This is a genomic window from Streptomyces sp. SirexAA-E, from assembly GCF_000177195.2.
Lineage (GTDB): Bacteria > Actinomycetota > Actinomycetes > Streptomycetales > Streptomycetaceae > Streptomyces > Streptomyces flavovirens.
The window spans coordinates 5167357-5180152 of the sequence record NC_015953.1 but is presented as its reverse complement, the minus strand read 5'-3'; the positions used below and the strand labels follow the sequence as shown (position 1 = coordinate 5180152).

At 70.4% G+C, this 12796-nt stretch carries 11 protein-coding genes and 1 riboswitch; of the genes, 1 reads left to right on the top strand and 10 read right to left on the bottom strand.

The genetic code is table 11. The annotated features are described in order from the left end of the window. Positions 1–38 precede the first annotated feature (38 nt). The 10 genes from SACTE_RS23255 to SACTE_RS23210 all read right to left on the bottom strand — a co-directional run bounded on the left by SACTE_RS23255 (position 39) and on the right by SACTE_RS23210 (position 11162). Positions 39–905: a thioesterase family protein gene (locus SACTE_RS23255; RefSeq protein WP_014048464.1), complete on the bottom strand. Its 867-nt coding sequence runs from the start codon at positions 903–905 to the stop codon at positions 39–41. 51 nt (positions 906–956) lie between these two features. Then, positions 957–1628, bottom strand: a complete 672-nt coding sequence (locus SACTE_RS23250; RefSeq protein WP_014048463.1) for a trimeric intracellular cation channel family protein — start codon at positions 1626–1628, stop codon at positions 957–959. Between the two features lie 18 nt (positions 1629–1646). Next, complete coding sequence (locus tag SACTE_RS23245; RefSeq protein ID WP_014048462.1) at positions 1647–2948, bottom strand: dipeptide ABC transporter ATP-binding protein; 1302 nt, start codon at positions 2946–2948, stop codon at positions 1647–1649. Further along, on the bottom strand, positions 2945–4051 hold the full coding sequence (locus tag SACTE_RS23240; protein ID WP_014048461.1) for an ABC transporter ATP-binding protein: 1107 nt from the start codon (positions 4049–4051) through the stop codon (positions 2945–2947). Before SACTE_RS23240 ends, SACTE_RS23245 begins: the two co-directional genes overlap by 4 nt. Further along, entirely contained in the window at positions 4048–5037 is a 990-nt protein-coding gene (locus tag SACTE_RS23235; RefSeq protein ID WP_014048460.1) for an ABC transporter permease, read from the bottom strand. Before SACTE_RS23235 ends, SACTE_RS23240 begins: the two co-directional genes overlap by 4 nt. A 91-nt stretch (positions 5038–5128) precedes the next feature. Continuing rightward, positions 5129–6889 (bottom strand): ABC transporter substrate-binding protein, encoded by a 1761-nt coding sequence (locus SACTE_RS23230; protein WP_014048459.1) that lies wholly within the window; start codon positions 6887–6889, stop codon positions 5129–5131. 44 nt (positions 6890–6933) lie between these two features. Next, positions 6934–7926 carry an ABC transporter permease gene (locus SACTE_RS23225; RefSeq protein WP_014048458.1) on the bottom strand — a complete coding sequence of 331 codons (993 nt, stop codon included), beginning with the start codon at positions 7924–7926 and terminating at the stop codon, positions 6934–6936. 365 nt (positions 7927–8291) lie between these two features. Further along, positions 8292–9101, bottom strand: a complete 810-nt coding sequence (locus SACTE_RS23220) for an enhanced serine sensitivity protein SseB C-terminal domain-containing protein (RefSeq protein ID WP_019992316.1) — start codon at positions 9099–9101, stop codon at positions 8292–8294. A gap of 186 nt (positions 9102–9287) precedes the next feature. Beyond that, the gene (locus tag SACTE_RS23215) at positions 9288–10052 is read right to left on the bottom strand and encodes an enhanced serine sensitivity protein SseB (protein WP_014048456.1); all 765 of its coding nucleotides are present in this window, start codon (positions 10050–10052) and stop codon (positions 9288–9290) included. Between the two features lie 357 nt (positions 10053–10409). Further along, positions 10410–11162: an AAA family ATPase gene (locus tag SACTE_RS23210; RefSeq protein WP_014048455.1), complete on the bottom strand. Its 753-nt coding sequence runs from the start codon at positions 11160–11162 to the stop codon at positions 10410–10412. Positions 11163–11339: 177 nt separating this feature from the next. Continuing rightward, positions 11340–11436, top strand: a riboswitch (glycine riboswitch). A 143-nt stretch (positions 11437–11579) separates the two neighbouring features. Here SACTE_RS23210 and gcvT point away from each other — a divergent pair. Next, positions 11580–12695 (top strand): glycine cleavage system aminomethyltransferase GcvT, encoded by a 1116-nt coding sequence (gcvT, locus tag SACTE_RS23205; protein ID WP_014048454.1) that lies wholly within the window; start codon positions 11580–11582, stop codon positions 12693–12695. The last annotated feature ends 101 nt before the right edge of the window (positions 12696–12796 follow it).

The following is a 12796-nucleotide window of genomic DNA, read 5'->3' as shown; positions in this document are numbered from 1 at the left end:
ATCATGCCCGCGCGGTCATCCGGCCCCCGGGCCCGGGCTCAGCCGCGCGGGGCGCGGGCCAGCTGGCGGGACTGGGCCACCAGGCGTCCGGCGCTGTCCCACACGTCGGCGTCCTCCTCCAGGAAGCCGCCCGCGAGGTTGCGGGTGGTGATGGAGACGCGCAGGTGGCCCGGGGCCGGGCGGCAGCGGATGTGGGTGGTGAGCTCGATGGTGGGTGTCCAGCCCTTCAGCCCCAGCTCGAAGGAGGTCGGCGGCAGCGCGTCGACCGTCAGCAGCAGGGAGAGCGGGTCGGCGTCACGGCCGTCCGCGAGGCCGAACCAGCCCCGCATCTCGCCCTTGCCCGACGGGGCGCCCACGGCCCAGCCGATCGTCGCCGGGTCGAGCTTGATGTCGAGCCGTTCGGTGATGGCGGAGCTGCCGGGGATCGGGGCCGGGCCGTCGCTCGGGCCGAGGCAGTACTCCCGGGGCGGGATGGCGGGCGGCTCGGCGGACGTGCGGACCTCGTCGGTGAGACCGTCCAGGTCGCCGTAGGTGGCGAGCACCCGGATGCGTTCGACCTCGGTGCCGTCCTCGGCGTACTGGAAGAGGGACGCCTCGCCGGTGGACAGGGTGCGGCCGGTCCGCACGACCTGGGTGCGGATCACGGCGGGTCCCGGGACGGAGGCCGTGAGGTAGTGCGCGGAGACGGAGAAGGGGTCGGAGTGCGGGAGCGCCTCGCCCAGCGCCCGGCCCAGCATCGCCAGCAGGTAGCCGCCGTTGACGGCCTGGATGATCGTCCAGCCCGCGGAGAGTTCGGCGTCGTAGACACCCTCCTCCCGGAGCGTCACCGCCGTGTCGCGGTCGAACTCGCTGTCACCGATGGTCGCCTGCGCGGTCTGTCGCGCCTGAGCTGCTGCCTGTGCCATGGCACGCACGGTACACCGACCGTATTACTGAGCGGTAGCTTTCTGTTTCGCTCACATGACGGCCCCGGTCTCCTCCGCCCGGGACGAGCGCCGGTTGAAGGCACGCGGGGCCCGCCAGTGGAAGCGCAGGGCGAGCAGGCGCAGCACGAAGGCGGTGATCACCGCGACGGCGCTGGTGTAGGCGTTGAGGGCGTCGAAGCGGATGCAGAGGACGACCAGGACCGAGCCGACGATCGCGGGCACCGCGTACAGGTCGCGGTCCCAGCGCAGCAGCGACGGGACCTCGTTGGCCAGCACGTCGCGCAGGACGCCGCCGCCGACCGCGGTGGCGAGCCCCAGGGCCGCGGAGGACGTGAGGCCGAGCCCGTAGTCGTACGCCTTGACCGTGCCGGAGACGCAGAAGAGGCCCAGCCCGGCGGCGTCGAAGACGTTGACGGCGACCTGGATGCGTTCGACGTGCGGGTGCAGGAAGAAGACCAGGACGGCGGCGAGCAGCGGGGTCGTGAAGTAGCCGAGATCCGTGAAGGCGGCCGGGGGAACGGCCCCGATGATCACATCACGGAAGATCCCCCCGCCCAGCGCCGTCACCTCGGCCAGGACCGCGATGCCGAAGACATCGAAGTTCTTGCGTACGGCGAGCAGCGCGCCCGAGATCGCGAAGACGAAGATCCCGACGATGTCGAGCGCATGCTGGACGGAGGGAGTGAAGAGTTCGTTGAGCACCGGACAAGTGTGCCGGTCCTACTCCCGCGACCCGCCCTCCGCGTCCCCGGCGGCCGCGTCCCCGGCATCGGCGGACTCGGCGTCGGGCTTGGGGGTGTCCTCTGCCTTCGGAGCCTCCTCGGCCTCGGCGGCACCCTCGGCCTCCCCGGCCTTCGGTGACTCCGTGGCCGTCTCCGCGACCGGCTCGTCGGCCTTGTCGGCCTCGGCCGGCTCGGCGGCGGGTGCCGACGTCACCGTGATGGCGTCCGTCACCAGCGGCGCGTCCCCCGGTGCCTGGTCCTCGCCGTTCTCCGGGTGGTGGCAGGCCACCTGGTGTCCGGTCTTCAGCTGGATCAGCGGCGGCTCGGTCGTCTTGCAGATCTGCGTCGCCTTCCAGCACCGCGTGTGGAAGCGGCAGCCCGTGGGCGGCGAGATCGGTGACGGGACGTCGCCCCTGAGCAGGATGCGGTCGCTCTTCGCGCCCCGCCTGCGCGGGTCCGGCACCGGCACCGCGGACATGAGCGCCTTCGTGTACGGGTGCATGGGCGCCTCGTACAGCGACGTGCGGTCCGCCAGCTCGACGATCTTGCCGAGGTACATGACCGCGATGCGGTCCGAGACGTGCCGGATCACCGAGAGGTCGTGCGCGATGATCATGTAGGTGAGGCCGAGCTCGTCCTGGAGGTCGTCCAGCAGGTTGACCACCTGGGCCTGGATCGACACGTCCAGCGCCGAGACCGGCTCGTCCGCGACGACGAGCTTCGGCTTGAGCGCGAGCGCCCGGGCGATACCGATGCGCTGGCGCTGACCGCCGGAGAATTCGTGCGGGTAGCGGTTGTAGTGCTCGGGGTTGAGGCCGACCAGCTCCAGCAGCCGCTGCACCTCCCGCTTCACACCGCCCTCGGGCGTGACGCCCTGGAGCCGGAAGGGGGTTCCGACGATCCCGCCGACCGTGTGGCGCGGGTTCAGCGAGCCGTAGGGGTCCTGGAAGATCATCTGGATGTCGCGGCGCATCGGCCGCAGCCGTCCGGCGGACAGGTGCGTGATGTCCTTGCCCTGGAACTCGATCGTGCCGCCGGTCGGCTCCAGCAGCCGGGTCACCAGCCGGCCCATCGTCGACTTGCCGCAGCCCGACTCGCCGACGACGCCCAGGGTCTCGCCGGGACGGACGTCGAAGCTCAGCCCGTCGACGGCCTGGACCGCGCCGACCTTGCGCTTCAGCACGCCCTTGGTGATCGGGAAGTGCTTGACCAGGCCGCTGACCTTGAGGAGCGGCTCCGGCCCGGACCCGTCCGACTGCGCCGCGGACGCCTCGGCGGCCTTCTTCTTCAGATCAGTCACAGCTTCGGCGCAATCTCTTCGGTCCAGATCTTTTCCCGCTGCTCGCGCGACATGTGGCACGCGGAGTAGTGCCCGTCGCTGACCATCTTCAGCTCGGGGCGCTCGGTGCGGGTGATGTTGTCCGCGGGGACGTCGGCGTACGGGCAGCGCGGGTTGAAGGCGCAGCCGGACGGGACGTTGATGAGGCTGGGCGGAGAGCCCTTGACCGGGACGAGCCGCTCGGTCTGCTCCCGGTCGATGCGCGGCATCGAGCCGAGCAGCCCCCAGGTGTACGGGTGCTGGGGCTGGTAGAAGACCTTCTCGGCGCTGCCGCGCTCGATGCAGCGCCCCGCGTACATGACCAGCAGGCTGTCCGCGATCTCGGCGACGACGCCGAGGTCGTGGGTGATCATGACGACCGCGGAACCGAACTCCTTCTGGAGATCGCGGATCAGGTCGAGGATCTGTGCCTGGACGGTCACGTCGAGGGCCGTGGTCGGCTCGTCGGCGATCAGCAGCTGCGGGTTGTTCACCAGGGCCATCGCGATCATCGCGCGCTGACGCATACCGCCGGAGAACTGGTGCGGGAAGTCCTCGTACCGGCGGTGCGGTTCGGGGATGCCGACGCGGTCGAGCATCTCGATCGCACGCTTCTTCGCGGCCTTCTTGTCGACCTTGTGGTGGACCCGGTGGGCCTCCACGATCTGCGCGCCGATGCTGTAGTACGGGTGCAGGGCCGACAGCGGGTCCTGGAAGATCATGGCCATCTTCTGGCCGCGCAGCTTCCGTACGCGCTCGGGGCCGGCGCCGATCAGCTCCTCGCCGTCGAGCCAGATCTCGCCCTTGATCCGGGCCCGCTCCGAGGTGTGCAGGCCCATGATCCCCAGCGAGGTCACGGACTTGCCGGACCCGGACTCGCCGACGATGCCGAGGGTCTGACCGGCCTTCAGGTCGAAGCTGACGCCGTCGACGGACTTGACCAGCCCGTCGTCGGTGTCGAAGTGCACGCTGAGGTTGCGGACGGACAGGAATTCCTTGGTGTCGCCCGAGGCGTCCCGGGGTGCGGGGACCGAACCCTTGGCGGCGTCCTGCGCCGGGGAGTCCTTCTTGCTTGCCTCGCTCATGAGAGCCTCACCCGGGGGTCGATCGCGGCGTACACGAGGTCCACCAGCAGGTTGCAGATGACGATGAAGAAGGCGGCGACCAGCGTCACGCCCATCACCTTGGGCAGGTCCGCCTCGGTCACGCCCTTGATGGCGAAGGCGCCCATCCCCTGGAAGGAGAAGACCGTCTCGGTGATGACGGCGCCGCCGAGCAGCAGCGCGAAGTCCATGCCGAAGATGGTGATGATCGGGGTGAGCGCCGCGCGCAGGCCGTGCTTGACGACCACCTTGCGCTCCTGAAGCCCCTTGGCGCGTGCGGTTCTGATGTAGTCCTCGCCCATCGTCTCCAGCATCCCCGCGCGGGTCAGCCGGGCGTAGAGAGCGGAGTACAGCAGGGCGAGCGTGCACCAGGGCAGGACCAGGCTGCCCGCCCATTCGAGCGGGCTGTCCGCGAACGGGACGTACTCCCCGTTGCCGAACAGGGCCAGCACGGCGAGACCCGTGAAGAACATGGGGAGCGAGACACCGGCGAGGGCGACGCCCATGGAGAGCCGGTCGAAGACCGAACCGCGCTTCAGCGCGGAGACGACGCCGATGGCGACACCGGAGACGACCCAGATGACGGCCGCGCCGACGGCCAGCGACAGCGTGACCGGGATGCGGTCGACGATCTGCGGCCAGATCTCGGTGTGGGTCTTGAAGGAGTACCCGAAGCACGGGGCGTTGCAGGTGACGGGGTCGGGACCGAACTGGTATTCGGCGCCGACGACGATGCCCTTCACGAAGTGCCAGTACTGGAGGTACAGGGGCTGGTCGAGCCCCAGGTTCTTCTTGACCGCGGCGATGACGTCCGGGTCGGGGCTCTTCCCGACGTACTGGGCCGCCATCGAGTCGAGGGTCTGGCCGCCGAGCCGGGGAACCAGGAAGAAGATCGCGAACGTGACTGCGCTGACCACCAGCAGCAGCAACACCGCGGCGAATACGCGTCGAATGATGTACGCAGCCACAGCCGTGCGGCGCCGGGCGGGCGGACGGGGTGGTGCCCGCCGGCCCGGCGCCTTCACCTGCCTTTCAGGGGATGCTGTCGATGAACAGGTGTTACTTGGTGGACGTCATCAGCAGGTAGTCGTACATGCCGAGGTAGGCGTTCGTGACGGTCACGTTCGCCGCGGAGTCCGGACGGTAGAGCAGGCTCTTGCGGTAGGCGAGGGGAACGACCGAGGCGTTCTCCATGACCTTCTGGTCGACCTCGCCCCACGTGGCGTTGCGCGCCTCGGTGTCGACGGTGCCGATGCCCTTGACGAGGAGGTCGTTGACGCCCTTGTCGTCCAGCTCCATCAGGTTGGTGCCACCGGAGGGCTTGATGGCCGTGCCGTTGACGATCTGGTCGAGGAAACCGAAGCCGGTCGGCCAGTCGGCGCCCCACTGCATCATCAGCATGCCCGCGTTGTTCTTGTGGACCCAGTTCGGGACGCCGGCGAAGTCGGTGAAGTACTTGTTGGCCGGGAACTGCTTGATCTCGGCGGTGATGCCGATCTTCTTCAGGCTGTTCTGGAGCTGGGTGGCCGCGAGGATCTCATCGGGGCGGTCCGAGCGGGCCGTCAGCGTGGTCTTGAAGCCGTTCGGCTGACCGCACTTGGCCAGGTGCTCCTTCGCCTTGGCGATGTCACCCTTGTTGCCCTCGGTCGGGTACAGGTCGAACTTCTTGTACCCGGCGACGCTCGGCGGGATGACCGTGGTGGCCGGGTCACCCTTGACCGAGCCGCCGATGGCGTCGATCAGGCTCTGCTTGTCGACCGCGTACTGCACGGCCTTGCGGCACTCGATGTTGTCGAACGGCTTCACGTTGACGTTCAGCGCCATGTACTGCAGGACGCCGCCGTACGGGTTGTCCGTCTTCGCCTTCTCGGCGGCCTTCGCCAGGACCTTGGGCTGGGTCTTGGACTGCAGGCCCGTGCCCTCGATGCCGGCGGTGATCGTGTCGTCCAGCAGGTGGTCGTCGATCGTGGTGGCGTTGACGTTGAACTTGAGCTCGATCTTGTCCGGCAGCGCCTTGCGGATCGGGTCCGTCTTCGGGTCCCACTCCGGGTTGCGGACCAGCGTCGCGCCCTTGCCCTCGTCGTACGCGGAGAACTTGTACGGGCCCGAGGAGACGATCTTCTGGACGTAGCTGGCGCCCTTGTCCGCCTTCTGCGGGACCGGCGCGGTCTGCGAGAAGGTGGCGAGGTAGTCCATGTCCGCGAACGGCTTGTTCAGCTTGAAGACGATCGTGTAGTCGTCCGGGGTCTCGATGGACTTGAGGCCCTCGGCCGACTTGTCCTTGTAGGGACCCTTGTACTTGTCGCCGCCCTCGAGGTAGGCCTTGAAGTACGTCGGGCCGTTGGACAGGGCCTCCGGCGCGAAGTTGGAGCGCTCGACGGCGTACTTGACGTCCTTCGAGGTGACCTCGGTGCCGTCCTCGAACTTCACGCCCTTGCGGAGCGTGTACGTCCAGGTCTTGGCGTCGGCGCTGGGCTTGCCGAGGCTGGTGGCCAGGTCGGGGACGACCTCCAGGCCCTCGTCGCCGGCGGCCGGCTTGAAGGTGACCAGGGAACGGCCGTACAGGCGGGAGAAGTTCTGCACCCAGCCGTAGTACGTGTCACCCGGGTCCAGGGAGTCGGGACCACTGGCGTGCTCGTAGGTGACCGTCCCCCCCTTCTTGTCGGTCGGGTTGACGATCGAGGTCAGAGCCGCGTCGGCCTTGGCGTTGCCGCCGCCCGATCCGCCCTTGCCGTCCGAGTCACTGCCGCTGCAGGCGGAGGCGCCGAGCGACACCGCTACGGCCACGGCTATCGCCGCTGCTGTCTTTCTGTTCTGCATGCTGAGGAAAGCCCCCTCGTTTGTCCGGTGCGGCATGGCCGCGCTTACTTGCCACGAGGGTCGAGTGCGTCGCGCAGCCCGTCCCCCAGCAGATTGAAGGCCAGCACGGTGATGAAGATCGCCATGCCGGGGATGACCATGAACATCGGGTCCACCTCGTAGAGGTCGACCGCCTGCGTGAGCATGCCGCCCCACGAGGCCTGCGGCGGCGCGATACCGACACCGAGGAAGGAGAGGGACGCCTCGAAGAGGATGTTCGTGGGGATCAGGAGCGTCGCGTAGACGAGGATCGGCGCGATCAGGTTCGGCAGCAGCTCGCGGAAGAGGATGAACGGTCCGCGGGCGCCCAGCGACCTGGCCGCCTCGACGAACTCCCTCTCACGCAGCGACAGGGTCTGCGCGCGGACGATGCGCCCGATGTAGGGCCAGCTGAAGAAGCCGATCACGAAGACCAGGACGGCGATCCGCAGCGTGAGCCCTTCCATCCCGAAGGCCTCGCCCTGCAGGGAGGCGGAGATGGAGATCGCGAAGAGGAGCAGCGGGAAGGCGAGGAACGTGTCCATCATCCGGCTGATGAAGCTGTCCACCCAGCCGCCGTAGAAGCCGGCCACGACACCCATGACGACGCCGATGACGACGGAGAGCAGCGTGGAGCCGACGGCGACGACCAGGGAGACCCAGGAGCCCTCCAGGATGCGCGCGAAGATGTCGCGTCCGGTCTGCGGTTCCACACCGAGGGGGTGGTCCCAGCTGATGCCGCCGAAGTCGCCCTTGGGCGCCAGCATCACGGGGTCGACCAGGTTCTGGTTGAAGGCGTTCGGGTCGAGACCGAGGAGGGACTGGATCGGCTTGGAGAGCACCGCGGTGAGGATCAGCAGCACGACAACGATGCCACCGGCCATCGCGGCCTTGTCCCGCTTGAAGCGGGTCCAGGCGATGCGGCCGAGCGAGCGGCCCTCGATCTCCTTGCGGCCCGCGCCTTCCAGCACCGCTTCGGGCTGCGCATCCGCCCTGGTGGTCTCGATAGGTGCCGTCATTGCGCTGGAGACCCCTCTCGGCCGACGGGTGGCCGGCCTGTGACCGCCGCTGTAGCGGCTCGTACAAACACATGTCAGATGGATGGCGCCGCGCCGAACAGCCGCTGTTTGAAAGAGGCATGAGTCGGGCAGGGACCACCTGCTGAGGGGAGTCTTCTGCTTCCACGCGATCACCCGCCAGACCCCACGGACAATGTTTGCTCAAACGTGATGCGGTCAGTGGACTTCCGTTATCCGGACAGCGGGTCTTGCTGAGCGGACCTCTCGGTCACTAATCCACGATACCGGACATGTCAGCCAACTGGGCTCGATGCATGGCCGATTGACCGAACGGTACGCAATCCGCGGGGCCCCGCGGCGCCCGCTCAGTACGCGCGGGGAGCCGGTCCGGCCGGGGGCGGGTAGCCGTAGCCGGGGGTGGGCGCCGGCGGCGGGACCGCGGGGGCGGCGTGTGCCTCACGGTCGTAGAACGGCCGGGCGTTGGCGCGCAGCCACATCGCGACGGGGTCGTACTCGTCGGACATCGAGACCGTGGAGACGGGCAGCCCGTCAGGCACGACACCGACCGACTGCTGCATCATCGCGCGGGCCGCGTCGACCGACGGGCGGCCCGTGTCGTAGAGGTCGAGGCCGATCGCGAGGTAGGGGACGCCGACGGCGGGCTGCACCCAGGCGCGGCGCAGCGAGCGCACCGCCGGTGTCCGGTGGGCGTTCTGCGACAACAGCGCGTAGAACTGCGGCAGTTGGATGGCGGGCTCGGTGAGCCGGAGCGGGCCCGCGGGCATCCGGTCGAGGCCGGTGGCGATGCGGCGCAGGTCCAGCCAGGGGATGCCCACACCGCCGCCGGGCGCGTGCGGGTTGAGCCAGATCCCCCAGCGGTCGGGGAACAGCGCGCGGGCGATGTCGCGGCCGGTGATCAGCTCGTGGGCCCTGTTCCAGCCACTGGCCGAGAGCTCCTGGGCGGAGGTCACGCACGGGGCGTAACCCAGGCCGTCGACCTCCATGTTGCCGTACTGGGCGTCGGGGGAGCCGGCCGTGCCGTGCCAGAGCAGCATCCAGACCCGGCCGTCCGCCAGGGCCCGCAGCAGCGCCTCGTACGCGTCGAGGCGCCCGGGGGTCACTTGGCGCAGCATGTGCTCGACCTGTCCGGCCGCCGCCGTGCCTGACGCACTCACCCTGGGTCCCGCCCCTCTTCGATCCGCGCTCCGGCCGCTGGGACCGTCCCGCGATGCTGTGGTGTCGCTCCGGGCACACGGGGCGACTTCGTCATCCAACCAGCTTATGCGCCGCCCCTGACACCGTCTTGACGCCACGGGCGACGCGGCTTCACCGCTCCTCCACGCCTCGGCGCCCGAGCGCCCTCAGTACTCCTCGCGCCGGTAGAACGGCCGTACCTTCTCGCGCATCCAGTCACCGACGGGGTCCTGGGCCACGTCGAGCAGGACGAGGTTGACCGGCCAGGGCACCTGGACCCGGCCGAGCGCGCGCCCCAGTGCCTCCATGGGGGCCTCCTGACCGGCGCCGTCCCAGAGGGCGAACTCGACGCCGACGAACAGGACGGGATCGCCGCCCTCGATACTGGCCAGGGTCCGGCGGGCGGTGCCGACCACCGCGGTCCCGTGGAATTCGGCGGCCACCGCCGAGAGGAAGTCGACGGGGTCCTCCTTCCAGTCCGGTTCGTACAGCCGGACCCGGCCGCCGCCCGCCGGCCCGTCCAGCGCGGTGCGCCCGGCCCGGCAGAGCTCGGCGACGGCGGGCGGCGGCAGCGGCAGCCCGACCGCGCCGCCCGGGTTGACGGCGATGCCCAGCTGCGGGGGCAGCCCCCGGGCGAACTCGCGGGCGGGGGCGACCGCGTAGGAGAGGGCGGGGCCCGCGCACCGGAGGAACTGCGCCTCGGAGCTGAAGACGGGGACGTACGCGGCACCGCCGATGTCCACCGTCGGCAGGTCGAGATCGGGGCTGTCGGGCCCGCCACCGTTCGGCAGGGGTACCCAGACCTCGCTGCGGCCGAGCACCTCGACGAGCCGTCCCCCGGCGTCGGGCACGCCCACCGACGCGGTGAGCACTTCTTCGAGCTCGTTGGCCGGCCACCCCTGCTGAGGATGCGCCTGTGCCGGAATGTCCACGGTGTCCCTGTCCCTCTCTCGCCCTGCGCTGCGCAGAAACCTTACGACCTCGCCCGCGACGGCGAACGGGGTCCCGGGGTCTGCCGACGCCGGTCCGGATTTCCGTCCGGCGCCGGTCCCGATCCCGTCCGGCCGGTCCCGATCCCGTCCGGCCGGTCCCGATCCCGTCCGGCCGGTCCGGACCCCGTCCGGATCCCGGACAGCCGGAGGGGTTCGCTCCGGCTGTGCGTCTGCGAATCGTCCGGGCGCCGCACGCACGACGGGCGTACGGAGCGTGCGGAGTGCGTGGGACGCCATCGGACGCACGGCGCGCGCCGGGGCGCGAGGACGCGCTCCTCGTCCGGCTGTCGTCGCGCCCTATGGACCCGTCACACCGGTCGTACCCGTTGCGCTCGCCGGTCCTGTCGTACCCACCGCGCCCGCCGCACCGGTGAAGGCGATCCTGACGATCGCGCCGGCCGCCTCCCGGTCGAGGAGCACGGCGGAGACGCAGCCCGGCGGCAGCAGTCCGCTCTCCGTGCCGCGCAGCAGCCGTCCGACCGCACGCCGGTGACGGGCGAACGCGTAGCCGGAGACGCCGCGTCCGCGCTCCCGCTGCCCCTGCCGGGCCACGTCCGGCGTGACGTCGAGCAGGATCAGGTGCAGGGCGCGCCCCCGCCGCCGGACGTCCCGCGCGAGCCAGCGCCGTACCCAGGCCTGCGTGCCGCAGTCGTGGACGACGACGGATCCGCCCCCGCGCAGCGCCCGCCACAGCCCTCGGTAGTGCGCGAGGCGCACCAGAGGACGGTAGAGGGGGTAGGGGAATAACCGGGGCAGCGAGCGGGCCCAGCGGTCGCGGGTGTCCTGGGAGTCGACGGCGTGCCCCAGGACCGTGCGCCGGATCAGCGTCGACTTGCCGCTGCCCGGCAGCCCGGAGACCACCACGACGTCGCCCTGGGCGAAGTCCAGCGCCCGTGGTCCGTGGCCGCCGCGCCCCCGGAGGTCGCGCACCGGGCCCTGCGGTCCGAGGCGCTCCCGGACGGGCGCGCCCGGCTGCGCGGGCATCGCCTCACGGGCGTCCCCCGGTGCCCCCGCCGCGCCCGCCGCCGTCACGTGTGGCTGCAACGTCATGGCCGTCCCCCTGCACTCGTCACCCACACCTGGCCTGCCCAAGAAGTGTAAAGAAAAGGTAATGTGGCACAACCGCTTCCGGGCGCACGTGTCGGTTCACGAACCCCTCTCGTGCTCGGGGCCCCACTCTCCCGCAATGCGTGCGATGATGGCCCCGCCAATTGCATACCGGCCGTTCGAATCCGCGCGGGAGAGTCCCGGTCACCTGTGACCTGGACGCCGAAGGAGCAAGCTCCTCCCTTGAATCTCTCAGGCCCCGTACCGCGCGGATGAGGCAGATCTGAAAAGCGGGCCGCTTCGCGCGGCTCCACCCAAGGTGCAAGCCGACCCCGTTCAGGGGCTCCCGGCGAACCTCTCAGGTTCCGATGACAGATGGGGAGGGATCATCCTCTGCCGTCATGCCCTGGAGCCGTATCCATGAGCACCGCCCCCCGCCTCACCGCCCTCGACGCGCTGCACCGTTCGCTGGGCGCGACCATGACCGACTTCGCGGGCTGGGACATGCCCCTGCGGTACGCCAGCGAGCGCGACGAGCACAACGCCGTCCGCACCCGGGCCGGTCTGTTCGACCTGTCCCACATGGGCGAGGTCGGCGTCAGCGGACCGCAGGCCGCCGCCTTCCTGAACCACGCGCTGGTGGGCAACATCGCCACCGTGGGGGTGGGCCGGGCCCGCTACACCATGATCGTCGCCGAGGACGGCGGGATCCTGGACGACCTGATCGTCTACCGCCTCGGCGAGACGGAGTACATGGTCGTCGCCAACGCGGGCAACGCCCAGCTCGTCCTGGACACCCTCACCGAACGTGTCGCCGGCTTCGACGCCGAGGTGCGGGACGACCGGGACGCGTATGCGCTGCTCGCCGTCCAGGGCCCCGCCTCCCCCGCCGTCCTGAAGTCGGTCACCGACGCCGACCTGGACGGACTGAAGTACTACGCGGGCCTGCCGGGCACGGTCGCCGGGGTGCCGGCGCTCATCGCCCGTACCGGCTACACCGGTGAGGACGGCTTCGAGCTCTTCGTGGCGCCCGAGCACGCCGAGCAGCTGTGGAAGGCCCTCACCGAGGCGGGCGCCCCGCACGGGCTGGTCCCGTGCGGCCTCTCCTGCCGCGACACTCTGCGTCTGGAGGCGGGCATGCCGCTGTACGGGCACGAGCTGACCACCGCCCTGACCCCGTTCGAGGCAGGCCTCGGCCGGGTGGTGAAGTTCGAGAAGGAGGGCGACTTCGTGGGCCGCGAGGCGCTGCGGGCGGCCGCCGAGCGTGCCGAGACGGCCCCGCCGCGCAAGCTGGTCGGCCTGGTCGCCCGGGGCCGCCGGGTCCCCCGGGCCGGCTTCGCGGTGGTCGTGGCCGGCGAGACCGTCGGCGAGGTCACCTCCGGCGCCCCGTCCCCCACCCTGGGCAAGCCGATCGCCATGGCGTACGTCGACGCGGCCCACGCCGCACCCGGTACCGAGGGTGTCGCCGTGGACATCCGGGGCACGCACGAGCCGTACGAGGTCGTCGCACTGCCGTTCTACAAGCGCGAGAAGTGACACCCGGGCCTTCCGGCCCGGCCCCGCGCCCCGGACGTGACGCGTTCCCGTCTCACACCGCAAGACCACCGTTCACCAGCACTCCCCCGCGTACAGGAGAA